The sequence below is a fragment of the Acinetobacter nosocomialis genome (assembly GCF_041021905.1).
GTDB lineage: Bacteria > Pseudomonadota > Gammaproteobacteria > Pseudomonadales > Moraxellaceae > Acinetobacter > Acinetobacter nosocomialis.
Map to the genome: position 1 here is coordinate 1,849,836 of NZ_CP157432.1, position 19,367 is coordinate 1,869,202.

At 37.0% G+C, this 19,367-nt stretch carries 18 protein-coding genes; 6 read left to right on the forward strand and 12 right to left on the reverse strand.

Features of this window, described 5'->3' with window-relative positions; translation table 11 throughout:
- Positions 1-16 precede the first annotated feature (16 nt).
- From hscA to ABLC00_RS08610, 7 genes are all read right to left on the reverse strand, one after another.
- On the reverse strand, positions 17-1,876 hold the full coding sequence (gene hscA / locus ABLC00_RS08580) for a Fe-S protein assembly chaperone HscA (RefSeq protein ID WP_002050161.1): 1,860 nt from the start codon (positions 1,874-1,876) through the stop codon (positions 17-19).
- A gap of 38 nt (positions 1,877-1,914) precedes the next feature.
- Positions 1,915-2,433, reverse strand: coding sequence for a Fe-S protein assembly co-chaperone HscB (gene hscB / locus ABLC00_RS08585; protein ID WP_004709049.1), 519 nt, complete (start codon positions 2,431-2,433; stop codon positions 1,915-1,917).
- Between the two features lie 85 nt (positions 2,434-2,518).
- Positions 2,519-2,839, reverse strand: a complete 321-nt coding sequence (iscA, locus tag ABLC00_RS08590; RefSeq protein WP_002050042.1) for an iron-sulfur cluster assembly protein IscA — start codon at positions 2,837-2,839, stop codon at positions 2,519-2,521.
- 30 nt (positions 2,840-2,869) lie between these two features.
- On the reverse strand, positions 2,870-3,256 hold the full coding sequence (iscU, locus tag ABLC00_RS08595) for a Fe-S cluster assembly scaffold IscU (RefSeq protein WP_002049835.1): 387 nt from the start codon (positions 3,254-3,256) through the stop codon (positions 2,870-2,872).
- Between the two features lie 66 nt (positions 3,257-3,322).
- Entirely contained in the window at positions 3,323-4,540 is a 1,218-nt protein-coding gene (locus ABLC00_RS08600; protein ID WP_002050229.1) for an IscS subfamily cysteine desulfurase, read from the reverse strand.
- Between the two features lies 1 nt (position 4,541).
- A complete protein-coding gene (locus tag ABLC00_RS08605; RefSeq protein ID WP_002050146.1) occupies positions 4,542-5,015 on the reverse strand; it encodes an Rrf2 family transcriptional regulator in 474 nt (157 codons plus the stop codon).
- A 110-nt stretch (positions 5,016-5,125) separates the two neighbouring features.
- Positions 5,126-5,773, reverse strand: coding sequence for a hypothetical protein (locus ABLC00_RS08610; RefSeq protein ID WP_002050024.1), 648 nt, complete (start codon positions 5,771-5,773; stop codon positions 5,126-5,128).
- A gap of 210 nt (positions 5,774-5,983) precedes the next feature.
- Here ABLC00_RS08610 and ABLC00_RS08615 point away from each other — a divergent pair, with 210 nt between their 5' ends.
- From ABLC00_RS08615 to ABLC00_RS08625, 3 genes are all read left to right on the forward strand, one after another.
- Positions 5,984-6,439 carry a phasin family protein gene (locus tag ABLC00_RS08615; RefSeq protein ID WP_002049921.1) on the forward strand — a complete coding sequence of 152 codons (456 nt, stop codon included), beginning with the start codon at positions 5,984-5,986 and terminating at the stop codon, positions 6,437-6,439.
- A gap of 169 nt (positions 6,440-6,608) precedes the next feature.
- Complete coding sequence (locus tag ABLC00_RS08620) at positions 6,609-6,881, forward strand: HU family DNA-binding protein (RefSeq protein WP_001043034.1); 273 nt, start codon at positions 6,609-6,611, stop codon at positions 6,879-6,881.
- 131 nt (positions 6,882-7,012) lie between these two features.
- Entirely contained in the window at positions 7,013-8,878 is a 1,866-nt protein-coding gene (locus tag ABLC00_RS08625) for a SurA N-terminal domain-containing protein (RefSeq protein WP_004887420.1), read from the forward strand.
- Positions 8,879-8,917: 39 nt separating this feature from the next.
- Here the strand turns inward: ABLC00_RS08625 and ABLC00_RS08630 are convergent, their stop codons facing one another.
- Positions 8,918-9,880 (reverse strand): AraC family transcriptional regulator, encoded by a 963-nt coding sequence (locus tag ABLC00_RS08630; RefSeq protein WP_080775593.1) that lies wholly within the window; start codon positions 9,878-9,880, stop codon positions 8,918-8,920.
- A 171-nt stretch (positions 9,881-10,051) separates the two neighbouring features.
- On the opposite strand from ABLC00_RS08630, the gene ABLC00_RS08635 reads away from it, so the two are divergent.
- Positions 10,052-11,275: an alkane 1-monooxygenase gene (locus ABLC00_RS08635; RefSeq protein WP_033854181.1), complete on the forward strand. Its 1,224-nt coding sequence runs from the start codon at positions 10,052-10,054 to the stop codon at positions 11,273-11,275.
- Positions 11,276-11,390: 115 nt separating this feature from the next.
- Here ABLC00_RS08635 and ABLC00_RS08640 read toward each other — a convergent pair whose 3' ends face one another.
- The 4 genes from ABLC00_RS08640 to ABLC00_RS08655 form a co-directional block, all read right to left on the reverse strand.
- Complete coding sequence (locus tag ABLC00_RS08640) at positions 11,391-12,596, reverse strand: acyl-CoA dehydrogenase family protein (protein WP_033846325.1); 1,206 nt, start codon at positions 12,594-12,596, stop codon at positions 11,391-11,393.
- 21 nt (positions 12,597-12,617) lie between these two features.
- The gene (locus ABLC00_RS08645) at positions 12,618-13,901 is read right to left on the reverse strand and encodes an acyl-CoA dehydrogenase family protein (protein WP_170318158.1); all 1,284 of its coding nucleotides are present in this window, start codon (positions 13,899-13,901) and stop codon (positions 12,618-12,620) included.
- Between the two features lie 228 nt (positions 13,902-14,129).
- A complete protein-coding gene (locus tag ABLC00_RS08650) occupies positions 14,130-15,503 on the reverse strand; it encodes an AarF/ABC1/UbiB kinase family protein (protein ID WP_033846323.1) in 1,374 nt (457 codons plus the stop codon).
- Positions 15,504-15,740: 237 nt separating this feature from the next.
- A complete protein-coding gene (locus ABLC00_RS08655; protein ID WP_000120631.1) occupies positions 15,741-16,043 on the reverse strand; it encodes a hypothetical protein in 303 nt (100 codons plus the stop codon).
- 190 nt (positions 16,044-16,233) lie between these two features.
- On the opposite strand from ABLC00_RS08655, the gene ybaK reads away from it, so the two are divergent.
- Positions 16,234-16,698, forward strand: coding sequence for a Cys-tRNA(Pro) deacylase (gene ybaK, locus ABLC00_RS08660; RefSeq protein ID WP_017392831.1), 465 nt, complete (start codon positions 16,234-16,236; stop codon positions 16,696-16,698).
- Between the two features lie 426 nt (positions 16,699-17,124).
- Positions 17,125-19,263, forward strand: coding sequence for a bifunctional mannitol-1-phosphate dehydrogenase/phosphatase (mtlD, locus tag ABLC00_RS08665; RefSeq protein ID WP_033854187.1), 2,139 nt, complete (start codon positions 17,125-17,127; stop codon positions 19,261-19,263).
- Positions 19,264-19,367: the final 104 nt, after the last annotated feature.

Sequence of the window (19,367 nt, forward strand, 5' to 3'; positions counted from 1 at the left end):
TGATCACCTATACCTTTTAGTTTGATTTTGACCAATCGTCGAGCTTTGTGCCTTTTAAGGCATGGTCAATATGTCGGTTCATTCGTAATGCTGCAAAAGCGTCACTATGTACTTTAAGCTGTTGAACAGCATGTTCAATTGCTTGAATATCACTACCTTCGAGCTGAACTTTTAATGATTCTTTTGAGGAATTGAGTTCTGCAAGTTGCTTTTCATCAAGTAAATCAGCATCTACTTTTAAGGCTTGCTCTAGAGCTTCAAGTTCACGCTCTGCTTCAACTTTGGTTTCTTTTAAGTGACGAAGATTTTTGTCTTCTTCGGCATGCTGGAAACCTTCAATTAATAAGCGTTCTGTATCTGCCTCAGATAAACCATACGATGGTTTGATATCGATATGAGCTTGTACACCAGAAGTTGCTTCACGAGCAGAAACAGTAAGTAAGCCATCAGCATCAACTTGGAAAGTGACTTCAATACGGGCTTGACCTGCAGTCATTGGCGGAATGCCATGGAGTACAAATCTACCTAATGAGCGGCAATGTTCAACTAAATCACGTTCACCTTGAACCACATGAATTAACATGGCAGTTTGGCCATCTTGATAGGTTGTGAACTCTTGACGACGTGCAACAGGAATAGCTGTATTACGAGAGATCAGACGTTCAACTAGTCCTCCCATTGTTTCTAAACCAAGAGAAAGAGGAGTGACATCTAGAAGAAGTGAGCCATCTTGGCTATTACCAATTAACTGGTTTGCTGTAATTGAAGCACCGATTGCTACAACTTCATCTGGGTTAATTGTGCAAAGAGGTTCTTGATCAAAAACTTCACGTACAGCTTTTTGAACTGCATAAGAGCGGGTAGAGCCACCCACTAAAACTACATTTTGAATGTCAGTCAAATCAAGCTTTGCATCACGCAATACACGCTTACAAACACTGATGGTTTTATCTAAAGCAACTTGAATAATACTTTCAAATGTAGGTCGGTCTAGTGTAAGAGTTCTATCAAGCAGTTTTAATTCAACTGAATCTTGAGTAGATAATTGCTCTTTAGCTTGACGTGCTGCAACTATAAATACTGCATAGTCTTCATTACTTAATACATCAATATTAAGCTGCTTTTTTGCCCATTTCACAATTAGGCGGTCTAAGTCATCACCACCTAAAGCGGTATGACCGCCGGTCGCTAAAACTTCAAATACGCCTTGTGAAAAACGTAAGATTGATACATCAAAAGTACCACCGCCCAAATCGTAAATTACATAATTACGGTCGGTCTCTAAATTACTTTCTTGATCTAATCCATAAGCTACTGCGGCAGCTGTAGGTTCATTTAATAAACGTAATACGTTTAAGCCTGCAAGTTGAGCTGCATCGCGAGTTGCTTGACGCTGAGCTTCGTCAAAATAAGCAGGAACTGTAATCACAGCACCATTAACGGGATTTTGTAAGCTGTCTTCAGCACGATCTTTTAATTGTTTTAAAATTTCGGCTGAAATTTCTACTGGTGTTTTGCGCCCGGCACGTGTTTCAAAAGCAGGCATTTCATTTTCTGAGCCTACTAATTCATAAGGATGCTGAAACTTAATATCTGCTTTTGAGCGTCCCATAAATCTTTTAACAGATACAATCGTATTTTTGGGATCTGCAATGATAAATGGTTTAGCTTCTTCACCATAATGAGTTGTATTGTCCCCATAATGAACGATAGAAGGAAGTAATCTTCTATTTTGAACATCATTGAGTACTTTAGGTTTGCCTGATAACACTGTCGCAACTAATGAGTGTGTTGTTCCTAGGTCAATACCAATCGCAATGCGATGTTGGTGTGGGGCACTGGATTGACCCGGTTCAGCAATTTGCAAAAGTGCCATGAGTTAAATCCCTTGAAAATAAAGTAGAGAAAGCAAAATTAAAAATCATCGTCTAAATCAAAGCTGTCTTCTTCATCTAACAGTTGATCTTCTGCTTTATCAATATCGTTTAAAACACGTTGAAAGAAACGCAACTTACGTACGGTATCACGTGCTTCAGCCCAATCTTCTTCGTTGTAATCAATTTTGAATTCACGCACCAAGCCATCAATCCATTGTTGTACTTCCAATCTTAACGTACGTAAATGTTCAGGTGATGTCGCTTCATCAAGTTGTTCACGAAGTTCTAATGCAGATTGTAGAAATTCAAAATCACTAATAGATTGGTCAAGATGATGATCTTGCTTTTTTAGAGCTAAAAGGTAGGCAGCGCGGCTATCAACTTGTGAAAGCGTTTTAAAAGCTTGATTGATTTCACTTGATTTGATTAATGCTTGATCTTTATCTGCGGCTTTATCTGGATGATATTGTTGTTGCAAACTCAAGAAATTTGATTTTAAGCTTGCCAAATCGATATCGAGTGCCACAGGTAAATTGAACAACTCAAAATGATTCATTAGAAATGGGATCCACGTTAATTAAATACATTAAAACAGTGCTGTTGAAAGACACTGTTTTAATGAGAAAAAGGAAAGGAGAGGATTAAACAGTGAAAGACTCACCACAACCACATTCACCCTTTTTATTAGGATTGTTAAATTCGAACCCTTCGTTAAGGCCATTTTTAACATAGTCCATTTCTAAGCCTTCTAAGTAAACTAAGCTTTTAGGATCTACAAAAACCTTAACACCGAATTGTTCGAAAACTTGATCATGTTCATCGATATCGTCTACAAATTCGAGAACATAAGCCAACCCAGAACAACCAGAAGTTTTCACACCAACGCGAATGCCTTCACCCTTACCTCGGTTTTTAAGGTAATTGCTAATATGAGTCGCAGCATTTTCAGTTAAATGAATCATGAAAACTCCAACGTTTATAATGGTAACAAATTAAGCTTTTGACTTTTTACTACGATAATCTTCAATCGCAGCTTTAATCGCGTCTTCAGCTAAAACAGAGCAGTGAACTTTTACTGGTGGAAGAGCTAACTCAGTCGCAATATCAATATTTTTGATTGCTTGAGCTTCATCAAGTGTTTTACCTTTTAACCATTCAGTTACAAGTGAACTTGATGCAATTGCAGAACCACAACCGTAAGTTTTAAAGCGTGCTTCTTCGATTACGCCACTGTCATTTACTTGAATCTGTAAACGCATCACGTCGCCACATGCAGGTGCACCCACCATGCCTGTACCAACATTTTCAGAGTTTTTATCTAAAACACCAACATTACGTGGATTTTCGTAATGATCAATTACCTTTTCGCTATAAGCCATTTTGCTTCTCCAAACCTCGGGGTCAGCCTAATATTAATATGAGGGTTAAAACACTAATTTCAATAATTAGTGTTCTGCCCATTCAACTGTAGAAAGATCGATACCTTCTTTGTACATATCCCAAAGCGGAGAAAGTTCACGTAATTTCTCAACAGCGGCTTTGGTAATTGTAAGCACGTGGTCAATATCTTCTTCAGTCGTGTATTTACCAAAACTAAAGCGAATTGAGCTGTGTGCTAGCTCATCAGATAAACCTAATGCGCGAAGAACATATGAAGGCTCTAAAGTTGCAGACGTACAAGCAGAACCACTTGATACAGCAGCATCTTTAAGCGACATCATTAAAGACTCACCTTCAACAAAGTTGAAGCTGACATTTAAATAATTAGCAACGTTTTGAGTCGGGTGACCGTTTAAGAACACTTGTTCAAGGTCTTGTAAACCGTTCCAAAGTTTGTCACGAAGTTTACGAATACGCTCTTGTTCAGCATGCATTGTTTTGCCTGCAATTTCAAAAGCTTCACCCATACCAACGATTTGGTGAGTTGCCAAAGTACCAGAACGCATACCGCGCTCATGACCACCACCATGAATTTGTGCTTTTAAGCGAACACGTGGGCTACGACGTACATATAATGCGCCGATACCTTTTGGACCATAAATTTTATGAGCAGAGAAACTCATAAGATCAATTTTCATAGTAGATAAGTCGATATCAACTTTACCAGCTGCTTGTGCTGCATCTACATGGAAAAATGTTTTGTTGGCACGTGTTAATTCACCAATCGCCGCTACATCTGTAACCGTACCAATTTCGTTGTTTACCATCATAAGAGAAACAAGAATAGTATCTGGGCGAAGGGCAGCTTTAACCATCTCAGGAGTAATTAAACCTGTTTGTGGCTCTGGCTCTAAGTAAGTAATTTCAAAACCTTGCTCTTCTAATTCACGACAAGGATCTAGAACAGCTTTGTGTTCAATTTTACTTGTAATGATATGTTTGCCTTTAGATGCATAGAATTGAGCAACACCTTTAAGAGCAAGGTTATCTGACTCAGTTGCACCAGAAGTCCAAACAATTTCACGTGGGTCGGCTTTAATTAAATTTGCGACTTGCTCACGTGCATATTCAACTTTTTCTTCTGCCTGCCAGCCATAAGCGTGCGAACGAGATGCAGCATTACCAAAGGTACCGTCGAAAGTTAAACACTCCATCATACGTTCTGCAACTTGCGGATCTACTGGAGTGGTTGCTGCGTAATCAAGATAAATTGGACGTTTCATATCAAATACCTGTACCCGATAAAAGAGCTGAATCTGTGCCAGTCACATTTTGGCGTAATGCAACAGTTTGAACGTTGTCTCGGCTAATGAGGTCGGCAAGAGTGATTTTAGCTAAATAGTCGGCAATATGATGAGAGAGTTCTTGCCATAAATCGTGAGTAAGACACATTGCACCATTTTGGCAGTTACCTTTATGGTCACAACGTGTTGCATCAACAGTTTCATTTACGGCTTCAATAATTTCTAACACAGTAATTTCATCAGCGTTTCGAGCCAAATGGTAACCACCATTTGCACCGCGAACACTAGAAACTAACCCATGACGCTTAAGTTTTGCGAACAACTGCTCTAAATAAGCAACTGAAATAGATTGACGTGCGGCAATTTCGGCGAGCGTGATCGTTTGTTCAGTTGGCTGCAAAGCTAAATCAAGTAGAGCAGTCACTGCGTAGCGACCGCGAGTTGTAAGGCGCATGATTCGATACACATGTTAAGACTAGATAATAGGATTTTATGAATCCCGACTAAAATAGTCAAGTTTTTTTATTTTTAATTCAAGTGCAGGATCAAGATAGAAAAAATAAGTTAAGCTACCCACAAATTATATATGAAATAAGCAATAAATATTAGGCTAATTATACCAAAGCACAAGTTAATGTTGCGTTGGCGCTGCTGTAAACGTGAAATTCGATTTTGATACTGCTTAATTTCGACATTCAAAGAATTTATCTCTGAACGCTGTTGATCAATTTTTTCAAGTAAGGGGGCAATTTTTTTACGTGAAGCAAGTGCTTCGGCTTCATCATCTGGAGTATTGAACCATTGCTTCCAGTCAGCTAGGAGCTTAGGTAAAGTGAGATGTGAAATTAAATCGATGAGTTCTTTTTTAGTTTCTGCATCTCCATCAATCCGCATATTGTTTAAACTACGTTGATTTGAAAAAGCAAAAATTTTGATAAGGTCGATGAGAGTACTATTAATTTCTAAGTCAATACGACGATCATAAGAATGAATATCAAATAACAAACCTTTTTCCGTAAATTGCACATAGAAGTTGAAAAATGGCAAGTAGCTATTAATACGGATTGTGATTTTATTTGCGATAAACTTTTTCGCCTGCAAGCGAAGAACACCATCGTGGGTGAGAATAAATGAGAAAAAAGTTTCTAAAATAATTAGAACAATGTTCAGCAACAGACGTGGGTGTTTTTGTCTTTGTTGCGTTTCACTCATAAAAGTTTATCCTTAAATATTAGAGATTAATTAAGAGAATGAGACATCCTATCTCAAACTTAACACATTGTCCTGTTAAATATATTTACATGACATGATTGTTTTGTAGAACAGTTTCATAAATGTATCAAGTCTTGACTTTGTTATTATAAGAATATTTTGTGGTTAAATAAGACTTCATCTGTCTCATCCGATCAGGAGCTTAGGTCAATGGATAATGCAAATATAGAAACACAATCAGAAGAGCAAGGAGATAAAAACAAATTAAAATCAAAAAGTTCTAGAAAGTCTGCATTGGATTTTAGAAAGTATACCAAGCAAATATGGTTAGCTGGTTTAGGTGCTTTCTCTCGTGCAGAAGAAGAAGGCAATAAACTATTTGACTCACTAGTCAAAGTAGGGGAAGAACTTGAGTCTAAAACTGGTGATTTAGCCGATACAACTGTTGGCAAAGTAACCGAAAAGGCGAAAGAGTCAGTGTCTGATACAAAAGACAAGGTCGAAAAAATTTTAGATACCAGTGTAAATCATTCTTTAAATCGAATTGGTTTAGTTACTCCGAAGGACTTACAGCACATTGAACAACTGTTAGTTCAATTGCATATAAAGGTTGATGCTCTTATTGAAGAAAATCAAAAATTGAAGGCAAAATTGAATGAAAAGTAAAAAAATGTAGGGATTTAGCAAATATATAACAGTTTTTTAGCATTTATTTTTGCTAAAAGCTCTGCTCTAGTATTGCGTTTTCCCCCAAAGCATTGCTATAAAGGCGTCATGGCCTTTTAAACTATAGCCTTGGACCTTAAACAAACGATATTAAGAGGATGTTTTATTCATGAATAAATCAGAATTAATCGATGCAATTGCTGAAAAAGGGGGAGTATCTAAGACTGATGCAGGCAAGGCACTCGATGCGACAATTGCGTCAATTACTGAAGCACTTAAAAAAGGTGACACAGTAACTTTAGTTGGTTTTGGTACTTTCAGTGTTAAAGAGCGTGCTGCACGTACTGGTCGTAACCCTAAAACTGGTGAAGAGCTTCAAATTAAAGCAACAAAAGTACCTAGCTTTAAAGCTGGTAAAGGTCTTAAAGATTCAGTTGCTTAATCTTTTAAGATGATTAAACGCGCCGATATAGGCGCGTTTTTTATTAAAAATCTGAATTGACCAATATTGCTCATTCATTCATTGTGGTTTTTCAGTTAAAATTCTCCTCGAAATAAAATATTGGAATACTTATGGAATCGTTTCGTACAGTCATTAAGGGTTGGCTCGGCAAAGTCCTTTTAATTTTGTTTTTGACCCCTTTAGCGCTTGTAGGTATTAATGGATATTTTAATAGGGGAAACAAGGCAGATGTCGCAAAAACTGTAAATGGACAGGACATATCAAAAAAAGACCTTGAAACTTTAACGCAAAGGTATAAAGAACAATATTTAGCTGCTGTAAAAGGTGATGAAAGTTTACTTAATTTACCGGTTATTCAAGCAAAAGCTCTCGATATATTGGTATCTCGTAATTTACTCATTCAGCAAGCTGAAAAATTGGGTATTTCTTTGAGCGATGCTCAAATCGAGCAAATGTTAGCTCAGCAGCCAAGCTTGCAAGAAAATGGTCAGTTTTCACAAAAATTATATGAAAATTATTTGCGTTCAATTGGTATGACAAGTCAAGCCTTAATTGCGAGCTTGCGTCAAGATCACGCTTTGAAAATGTTGACTTCAACTTTTTCTGATTATGCTTTAGTGAGTAAAGTTGATGTAATGCAAATTGCGAATTTGCAAACTGAACAGCGTACATTACATTTAGCTAGTATTAAGTTAGATACCTATAAAACGGGTTTAACAGCATCTAATCAAGAAGCGACTGACTACTACAATAAACATCAAAACGAGTTTAAACAGCCTGCTTCTGTTGATGTAGATTATGTTGTTTTATCTCCGTCCTTAATGGCGAAACCTGCACCAGCAACAGATGCTGAACTCAAACAAGCCTATGCTAAATTTGTAGAAACTCAGCAAAAAAATGCTAAACGTGTTGTGAAGCATATTCTTATTACCACAGATGCTCGTGATGATGCGGCAGCTCAAAAGCTTGCTAATGAGGTATATGCAAAAATTCAAGGCGGTCTTTCATTTGCTCAAGCAGCAGCTCAGTTCTCAGAAGATCCAACTTCAAAAACGAAAGGTGGTTTAGTAGAGGCGTATGCACCTGGTGTTTTCTCTGATGCATTTGATAAAACTGTTTCAAGTCTGAAAAATGGTCAAGTTTCGCAGCCAGTAAAAACACAATATGGTTACCATATTATTGAAGCAGAGACTCCAGCGAATCAAATTCCTTCGTTTGAAGCTGAGAAGGCGCGTTTAACTGCCGAAGTTGAAAAGAATAAGGTTGCTACTGTTTATTCAGATACAGTAAATAGTTTGAATGAAACAATTGTAGGTAATGATTCTTTAGATGCAGTTGTACAGCAAGTTAAAGGTACAAAAATTGAATCATTAAATGGTGTAACTTTAGCTACTCAAAATCCACAACTAAGCGATCCAAACGTAAAAATTAAATTGTTTAATGATGATGTGAAAAATGGCGATCGTAACGCTTCATCAAATATTCAATTAGCGAATGGTGATACTGTTTGGGTTAAGGTGCGTGATTATCATGCTGCTGGCGTTAAACCACTTGCTCAAGCAATGAACGAAGCAAAAGCTAAAGTAATTGATGAGAAAGCACGCAAAGCAGCTCAAGCGAAAATTGCTACCATGTTGACTGAATTCAAAACTCAGCCGGCTGAACAAGTTGTTGCGAAAAATAAAGTACCTTTTGAATCTGCAGGTGTGTTTACTCGTTCACAAGGTTTAAAACGTGCAATTGAGCGTGCAGCATTTAGTGTTCCTGCACCGAAACCTGGTATGTGGTCTGTTACAACAGCGAACCTACCTAATGAATTGGTTGTTGTTGCCGTTTCTAATGTAAATTCAGCTGCGGTAAATGCTATGCCAGCGGATCAGTTAAAGCAATTACAACAGCTTTATCGCCAATCTCGTGGTCAGCAAATACTCGAAGATTACAGCGAATACTTAAAGTCACACGCTAAAATCAAATAAAACTTATGTAATAAAAAAAGCGCTTCGGCGCTTTTTTTATTACTGATCTCTACTACCTATATAATTTTGTCTATATTGTTTAGGCGATAAATCAAATACTCTCTTAAATGCCTGACTAAATGCAGTTTCTGATGAATAGCCGACTTTATTTGAAATTTGTTGAACTGATAAATTACTTGTCCGTAGATATTGGCTCGCTAAGCGAAAGCGATAATGCTGCAAATAAGTAAGAGGTGGTTCACCAATAATATTATTAAAGAGATTGGCAAACTTAGAACGCGACATGCAGCATTGTTCAGCTAATGATTCAACAGTCCAGCTAGCCTCAGGTTGGCTATGGATTGCAGATAGAGCATTACTTAACTCAGGATGTGTTAATGCTCCTAACCAGTTTTGTTGGTCTGACATTTGTTGAATATGATCACGAATACATTCGATTAAAAGAATACTGACTAAGTGATCAATAATTTTGTCATGACCAGGTTGAATTTTTTGTGTTTCGACCGCTAAAAAATAAAGCCCTATTTGCAACCATTCAGGAGGAGTTGTCTGGTTTTCGTGTTGAATAAGCATAATAGAAGGTAATGCATTAATCAGTGGTCCCGCCATATACGTATCAACTTGACAGCGTAGACAGAGCAATAATGTATTTTCAGGTGCTGATGAACCTAATTCAATTGGATCATGACGATGCCCATTAAATAAGGGAGTAATATCGACAGAATCTACCAGTTTGCTTCCAGTCGCTTTTGAATCTGTAGCTTGATGAGCTTTTCCAGAAGGAATTAAAATAATATCTCCAGCTTTTGCAATTATTTTTTCGACAGTATTTATTTGAATATATACAGAACCCGTTAAAACGATGTAAGCCAGTAAAGCAGATTGATCTTGTGTTTTAAAAGCCCATTCACCTTGTGCTTTTATATAAATATATTCAGACTTATTTAGGTGGATATCATCAAAAAATTTACTTAGTGCATCCATGTTTATATGATCAATCATTATTTTAATAAAATTATAGTGAGCTATAAGAATAGATCAACATGTGTTTTTAGGACAAAAAAGTGGAAGAAAATGCCAAAGACTTTGAAATAGGTTTTTTGGACGGTTACAACTGTTAAGCAAATAGTATTTCTTTAACTATATAGATATATAGAAAAAGGAAATATGGCTATGAATGCACCAGTGAATGTTCAGCAAGAACTTATGCCAGTGCCAGCGTCTATGCGTGAGATAGATCGTAAGCGCTATTTATGGATGATTAGTCCGGCTCTACCTGTAATTGGTTTAGGTATTTTAGCTGGATACCATTTTGGTCCACGCCCATTAAAGAAAGTATTCGCTTTAGGTGGTCCACTTTTATTACATGTTGTGATTCCTGCAATTGATACAATTATTGGTAAAGATGCGCGTAATCCAACTGATGAAGAAATTAAACTTCTTGAGAAAGATCCATATTATTCGCGTTTAGTGAAAAGCTTTATTCCATTGCAATATGCGGCAAATATTTATGCATGTTATTTAACAAGCCGTAAAGATACTTCATTTATTGACAAAATTTTGCTTGGTATTTCGATGGGTGCCATTAATGGTATTGCAATTAATACAGCCCATGAACTAAGCCATAAACATGATCGTATCGACCATATTTTATCTCATCTTGCTTTAGTACCTACTGGTTATAACCATTTCCGTATTGAGCATCCATATGGCCATCATAAGCGTGCAGCTACGCCTGAAGATCCGGCATCTTCACGTATGGGTGAAACATTCTATGAATTTTGGCCACGTACAGTTATTGGTTCTTTTAAATCAGCAATTGAAATTGAAAAAAATCGTTTAAAACGTAAAGGTAAAGAGTTTTGGTCACTCGATAACGAATTGCTGCAAGGCTGGGGTATGAGTGCTGCTTTCCATGCTTCTATGGTAGGAATTTTTGGTAAAGGTACGATTCCTTATTTAGCAACACAAGCATTTTACGGGATTAGTCTATTCGAAATTATTAATTATATTGAACATTATGGCTTATTGCGCCAGAAAAAAGAAAATGGTCAATATGAACGTACAATGCCAGAGCATAGCTGGAATAATAACAATGTAGTGACCAACTTGTTCTTATATCAGTTACAGCGTCACTCAGATCATCATGCTTATCCAACTCGTCCATTCCAAGCGTTGCGTCATTTTGATGAAGCACCCGAGCTACCAAGTGGTTATGCAAGTATGTTGCTACCAGCATTAATTCCTTCATTATGGTTTAAAATGATGGATAAGCGTGTATTTGATCACTATAAAGGCGATTTAAATAAAGCGAATATTTCACCAAAACGTCGTGCAAAAATCTTCAAAAAATTTGGTGTAGTCGATAGGGCATTAGAAACTGCACAAGCTGAATAAATAAAAAATATATTCCTGAAATACCGAACCCTCTACTCATGTGATTAGAGGGTTTTATTTTACCCATAAGTTATAATGCTAAGGAGCAAGGAGGTTAAACCTCCTTGCAATATTTTTATTTTAGCTCACTTGAAGATTTACCAAGCTCACGTCGAGCAATAATAAGTTGCTGGATTTGTTGAGTACCTTCAAAAATATCAAGAATTTTTGAATCACGTGCCCACTTTTCAAGTAGTTCATCTTCGTTATAGCCAACACTTGCTGCTAATTCGACACACTTCAAAGTGATTTCATTGCCTACACGACCTGCTTTTGCTTTAGCGATGGAAGCTTCTTTGGAGTTTGGTTTTTTGTTGTCTGCCATCCATGTGGCTTTCAACATAAGTAACCGTGCAGCTTCCCATTCGGCTTCCATGCGATAAATTTGTGCGGCAAGGTTGGAAGTTTGCAAATATGGAGTCGAGTAATTGGGCTCTAACTGGTCTTTAAAAATTTCTTTAATACGTTCTAAAGAAGCTTTGGCACAGCCGATTGCCATTGCGGCAACTAATGGTCGTGTATTATCAAAGGTTTCCATTACACCGGCAAAACCTTTTGCAACATCAATTTCAGGGTTACCGAGCAAGTTTTCAGCCGGAACACGACAGTCAGTAAAACTAATAACGGCTGTATCAGAAGCTTTGATGCCTAACTTATGTTCAAGTCGTTCAACCTTCATTCCGGGTGTGCCCTTAGGCACCACAAATGATTTGATTGCTGCACGTCCAAGTTTTCGGTCAAGTGTAGCCCATACAACCACAGAGTCTGCACGCTCACCAGAAGTTACGAAAATCTTTTCACCATTTAAAATATAGTCATTGCCATCTTTAGTTGCCGTAGTACGGATCGCAGCAGAATCAGAACCACAGCCTGGTTCAGTAATCGCCATAGCTGCCCATGTTCCTTTAAAACGTTCTAGTTGCTCATCATTTGCGACCGCAGCAATTGCAGAGTTTCCTAAACCTTGACGTGGCATACTGAGTAATAGCCCAGTATCGCCATAGCACATTTCAATGATGCCTAACGCTGTTGACATGTTAGTTCCGTTACGGACACCTTCATTATCAGATTCACCACGTTTTCCTGCACCGGCAGCACCTGCATTAATTCCTTCACCACCTTCATTCATGCCATCAATGAGTGAAGCGAGCATATCGAGTTCTTTCGGATAAGCATGTTCTGCTTTATCGTATTTACGGGAAATAGGGCGTAATACATTGATCGCAACATCATGTGCTTGATCAATCATCATTTTGAATTTTTTTGGATTTTGTAAATTCATGAAAATATCCTCTGATTGATCTTAAGCATGTAAGCCAGAATGTAAAATTGCGGTTGCACGTAAATCACGATACCAACGTTCAACAGGGTGTTCTTTTGTGAAACCATGACCACCTAAAATTTGTACGCCATCTGTTCCTATTTTCATTGATTTTTCTGCGCAAAGAATACGAGCTAAATATGCTTCACGGTGGAATGGCTTACCTGCTTCGGCAAGGCTTGCGGCATTTAGAATCAGCATGCGCATAGCATCAATTTCAATTGCCATATCTGCAATCATGAATGCGACACTTTGACGATGTGAAATTGGTTCTCCGAAAGCAGTTCGCTCATTGGCATATTTAATACAATAGGCTTTTACCGCTTCACATGTTCCTACAGCCATTGCACACCACATAAGATTGCCTAAATCTAGAAAGGCGGTGTAATCAAAATCTGTTGTGCCTAATCGTAGAGCAGGTGTATGGCTGAATTTTAAAGTAGCTGTCTCTGTTGCTTTGAGACCCATAGCAGGGGTACTTTTAATGGAAATGGTATCGCCCGCTTGAACTACAAACACATCCGGCTTGCCATTAAAATCTGCACTCACCAAGAACACATCAGCTAAATCACCTAAAATGACTAAGGTTTTTTCACCTTCTATAAAATATTGATTATTTTCAAGAGAAGCTTTTGTTTTTAAGATATATGGGTTAAATGCCGGAGTAGCTTCTTGTACAGCGAAGGTGGCGGTAATGTCTGAGTCTTCTGCAAAGCAAGGTAAATACATTGACTGAACTTCAGTAGAACCCCAACGTGTAATCGCATTAATAACGCTAAACGTACTTAAAAGTCCTGCTGTAAGACTAAAATCACCTTCAGCTAGTTTTTCAGCAATCAATAAGTTACTTACAATATTTTGTTCAGCGGCGACACCACCTAGTGTTTCTGGAAGAGCATAATAATTTAGTCCTAAATCTTCTACATATTGCCAAAGGCTTTCTGGAAATTGACCTGCCTGATCAGCATCATGAGCTAATCCTAATAAAACCTCTTGAGCAAATTGAGACATTGCATCAGAAGTCATTTGTTGTTCTTCAGTGAGGCTTAAGTCAAATAGGTTTTTCTTCTGTTGAGGTAGACGCTGTTGGGGGATTTGCTTAGGTTTAAATGCTTTCTGAGTCTGACTTAATGCTCTAAATCCAGCTTTTGAACCTTGATAAAGAGACTTTTCAAAAAATTTACGTAGTTTGAGTTGATCAAGTACATCGCTTCCAGCTAATTTCGTGATCAGCGATAAACCCAACCCTTGGGCTTTATTGATCATATTTTTCATGATAGTGGTGTCCTAACACATTGTTATTGTTTTATGCTGACACGCTGTATAAGAAAAAACTATGTCGTTGCTGACATTCAAAAAATGAGCAGATAAATGGTAAGAGTAAAATAGACTTGATTTTATATATTTGATTTTATAAGGAAAAATTAATTTTTAAAAAGAATCATTTTGTTTGAATTGACTAGAATGACATAGAGCCATTCTAGTCTTGATAAATTAAGTAAAGTTACGAATCATACGACGTACATTTGTTTTGGCATCAATAACAGTCATAAATGTATATGCACCAATAAACTTACGGCTAATAAACATAAATTCTTTTGGAGGAACCGAGAAATATCGAGACGCCATTGATTTGCTTGCTTGCTGCATAACACGACTATGTAACTGGCTCTTTTTCCAGTCATAACGTTCATGTTCATCCATTAGGCCCACTGGCATATCTGGATTATTTGCAGGGGTACTGAATGCTTCTGTCGCAAGTAAAAAGACATCGGCCATGCCGGGTTTAATACTTTCAGGCATTGCATCGAAAAACTCATAACCTGTCATAGCTTGGACCATTGCATCTTTATCATGCTGATATCCCGCTTGTATAAGATTACGTGCGACTGAGAGTAAATGTTCATCGAACTGACGGATCGCACCGAAGTCTAATAGTACGATTTTATCCTGAATATCTTGGCCATTACCTAAACGAACAAGGTAGTTACCAAAGTTAGGGTCAGTTTGCATTTCGCCCCATTCAAAAATTTCACGAACTGCAATTTCTAGTGAAGCTTCACCGAGCTGATTGCGACGTTCTTGAGGAAGTGAGAGCATGACTGGACTATTAATAGGTACGCCACGTTCAAACGTCATACATAAGACCTGATCGGTACAGTATTCGTCTACAATCGTAGGGACAATGTAGCGTTCATCATCTTTTAAACGCTCAGCAAAGCGACGTGTTGTGGCTGCCTCTACGTGATAATTGACTTCACGATGCATCATTTCACGTACTTCATCAAACCACTGATCAAACTCACGTGTTTGAGGAACCATGCGTGTAAGCTTAAGCATGTTTTTAAATAGGCTCATATCGGAGTCAATTGCACTCGCAACACCAGGGTATTGAATTTTTAAAACTAATTCTAAACCGTCTGATTTACGTGTTGCGCGATGAACTTGTGCCAGAGAGGCTGTACCGATAGGCTCATGATCAATTGTTAGATCATTTAATTTAGAACCTAATTGTTCTTGCAAATGAGGCTTAATTGCTGGCCAGTCTAAAGCAACAGTTTGGTTATTTAGGGTATTTAAAGCTTGAGTGATTTCTTCTGGTAAAAAATGTTCACCATAAAGTGCCATCATTTGGCCAATCTTGACAATAGAACCTTTAAGTTTGCCAATTTCAGAAACAAGATAATTAGCTTGTTCGCTCATTGCCTTTTTACGTTTCTTCTCTTTTTCTTCTTCACTAGAAAAGAGGGAAGAGGCACTTGCAGTAGCCCAACGTGTTCCTGCCAGTAAAGAAGCTTTCGCGATTGATAAGCGTCGATCCATGGAAGAAGTTTTTAAACTCTTAAGCTTATCGTTCTGATTTGACATGAAAATAGAATCCTATGCGCATCATGCAGCCAAACGCTGGTGATCTAAAATTGTAACGAATATTACATGTTTTGAACGTATTAAAATAGTTCCCTCAGACTGAATGGTGAGTTGAAAGTCTCATTTGGGATTTTAATTTTCTAAAAATAGCCTAAGCATTAATAAGAAAATCAAAATATCCGCCATTCAGAAAAAATAAACTACTATAAAACGCCGTATCAGATACTAACCGGCAAATTACATTTTAAACTGAATTTTCAATTCAGCCTTTTGCATTAAGTGCATACGATTAGCTTGAATATGCTGAATAACCATTTGCTTGACGGAATCATGCATAAAACCAAGTGCATGAGCCTTTACAATAACGATGCTAGGCAGTGTATAGAAAAAGTACTTAACATCATCAAAAGTCGCATTATTAAAAATGCCTTGTTCGATTAAGGTCTGCTGTAAAAATTGCTTTTCATTTAATACATGATCTGAAGACTCATCCCAAAAACGGTGACGCATTGCCATCAGATTATTGTGTTTGTAACTCATAAATTCGCCAGTTCAGACTTTAAATCTCAACTAAATATATTGGAGTCATCTACCCAATATCAAGTTTAGATTGTTTTTTGTTCGGTGTTCGTTTGATTTTTCATGTAAAGGATGTAAATAGCCTAAGCAAATTTTAAACTTTTTTTAAAATAAATATAATCAAGCTCATTTCATTAAAATCTAAAATCGTATGACTCCTGCATGTAGATTGTTAAAAAGTAACAAAATCGAATTTTCCATTCATGAATATGAACATGATGCAAATGCTAAAAGTTTTGGTTTGGAAGCCGCAGAAAAGTTAAACCTTGATGTAAACGAGGTGTTTAAAACACTTCTTGTTACCGATGAGAAAAATTATTTTGTTGCGGTTATACCAGTTAACCATCAACTCAATTTAAAAAAAGTAGCTACGGCAATGGGCTGTAAAAAATTACAGATGGCAAATCCTAAAGATGCCGAACGTTTAACAGGGTACTTAGTGGGTGGAATTAGTCCATTAGGTCAAAAGAAACGCTTAAAGACAGTGATTGATGCCTCTGCACAAGAGTTAAGCAAAATTTATGTAAGTGGTGGTAAAAGAGGATTAGATATTGGTTTAAATCCTAAAGACTTGGCACACATATTAACGGCGCAATTTGTAGATGTACTTGATTGATTAAAAAAAGGGCATAGCAAGTTGACACACTAAATGAAAATGATTATCATTATTATGTATTGTTTGGTTCTACCAGAAAATAACAAAAATTATATGAGTTTCTGGTATTGGTAGACCTGCAAGACATAATAAAAAATGCAGGTTTGTTAGCAGTAAATGGACCTAAGAAAAACAAACATGATCAGCGCATAAAAAGAAGAAGCAAAGGTAGCAAGCGAGGAAGGCTTGCTACCTTTGTACTTAAACTCAGTTTCAGAATTATCTATATTGTTCAACCTTTTTGAGTATTTAACTCTTCTCAGTAACAGATTTCTTATATTTATGATTAAAAAATAACCACTAATGTTTCATTTATTATCATCCTGCCTTTTTAAGCAATTTTTTGTATACCCTGAATAAAACATGATCAAAAAAAGAGGTAAAAACGTGCTTATTTTTCATGGAAAACCTGTTCATGGAGCTATCTTTGATATGGATGGGACAATGTTTGATACTGAACGGTTACGGTTTCAAACATTGCAACAGGCATCTCAAGAACTCATTGGACAGGAGTTTTCACACGAATATTTAATGCAATGTTTGGGGTTAAGCGCGACAACGGCGGAAAAGCTTGCACAACGTTTATACGGAGTAGATGTTCCATATAAGGAAATTCGAAAACGTGCCGATGAGATGGAACTAGAACATATTCGAAAACACGGTGTGCCTATTAAAAAAGGTCTGGTTCAAGTTCTAGAGCGTTTAAGAAAATCTGGTCTAAGAATGGCTGTGGCCACCTCAAGCCGTAGAGCAATTGCCGAAGAATATTTAATTAATGCGAATGTTTATAAATTTTTTGATGTCCTTACTTGTGGAGATGAAGTAGAACAAGGGAAGCCACATCCAGAAATTTTTCTCAAAGCGGCTAGTCAACTTCATTTAGACGCTAACCAATGTTTAATGTTTGAAGATTCGGAAAATGGTTTAACTTCAGCTCATACATCGAAAGGACTAACAATTTTATTAAAAGATATTAAAGAACCTAATGACGAAATGCTGGAAAAAGCGCATTTTTATTATGACCAGATGTATGATTTTTTAACTGACCTCGACCAATTTATTCCTGTTATGGATATGCCAGAGATACAGGAACCTTTTCCGCAAAGTCTGAATCAGCTTACTGTTGGAATACATGGTTTCGGTGCTATTGGCGGTGGTTATATAGCGCAGATCTTGTCGCATTGGGATGGTTATACGAAACCAAAACGTATTATTGCGTCAACACGAAATAGTCTTTTCCGCGAAGCTGTAAATGCGTTTGGTACCTATAGTATTCGCTATGGGCAATTTTCTTATGATGAACGTATTGAGAATATGACCATTGTTGACTCTGATAATGAACAACAAATGTTAGAGATGTACACTCATTCAAGTTTGATTGCATTATGTTTGCCCGAGCAAGCAATTGAAACTGAAGCAAAGATAATTGCAAAAGGGTTATATGCACGTTTTAATTCACAACTTGAAACATGTATAGAACCCTTAACCTTTCTAATTATTTTAAATAAGGTGGGTGCGAAATATTTGGTGATGAAGCATCTTAAAGAAGCTCTACTCGAGTTAACTAACGATGAAGATGTCACCGAGCATATTTTAAAAGAGCATTATTTTTGCGATACCGTAGTTAATCGTATGGTTTCAAAACTTTCTAATCAGAATTTATATCGTCAACTTCGTATTAAGCATAATTTTCTTGAACAGCATTTAGAAGATATTGAACAAGAAGACCAAATCGAAATTGAAGACTGTAATAAACTGACTCAAGATCAGCAAAATCAGGCATCTATCTATGTTGATAATATGCGCCGTAATTTTCAGCCGGGACATATCTTACAAAGCATGGATTTAATCTTGTTCCATAGTGAAACAGATATGCCAATTTATGTAGAGAAAGGCAGCCCTTTACTTGAAAAGTTGCGTCAGATGGTGTTGGTTGACCAAATTACTGACATTCAACTCATTAAAAACCGTTTATGGAATGGTGTACATGCGATGCTTGCTTGGTATGCATCTTTAATGGGTTATGAATCTATTGGTGTTGCCATGGGTGATCATTCAGTTAAAGCATTTGCAGAAAACTTAATTGCAGAAGTGAAGCAGGGACTTGCAATTGTATTACCTAACTATGCAAAAGATCTAAATCGAATGGCACAAAGTTTTCTAGACTCATGTGAATATGCATTTAAAGATCCTTGTCAACGCGTAGCTAGAGATCCACTACGTAAACTCAATCACAATGAACGTGTTATGGCATCAATTGCAGTGAATATTCGTCATGATTTGCCTTATAAAAATTTATTAAAAGGTGCTGCTTTAGGTTATGCCTATGCGATTCAATTTTTAGAAATTCAAGAGACTAAAGCAGTTGAACATCTGCAACAGCAAATTCAGAACTTAGAATTGAGTACAAATCAAAGAAGACAGCTTGAAGTTGAGTTGGTTCAACTTATTCAATATTTGTTTTCTGAACAAGGTAAACAACCTTTGGACATTAAGTTGAACAATGCCAAAACTACACTCACTTAATATGTTTAAAAGTGCTTAATGAATTAACCTCAACAATTGAAAGGCGAACATGTTTTAATACGAAATTTAAATGATTTTGAATTAAAACTGTGCTGTTAAAACCC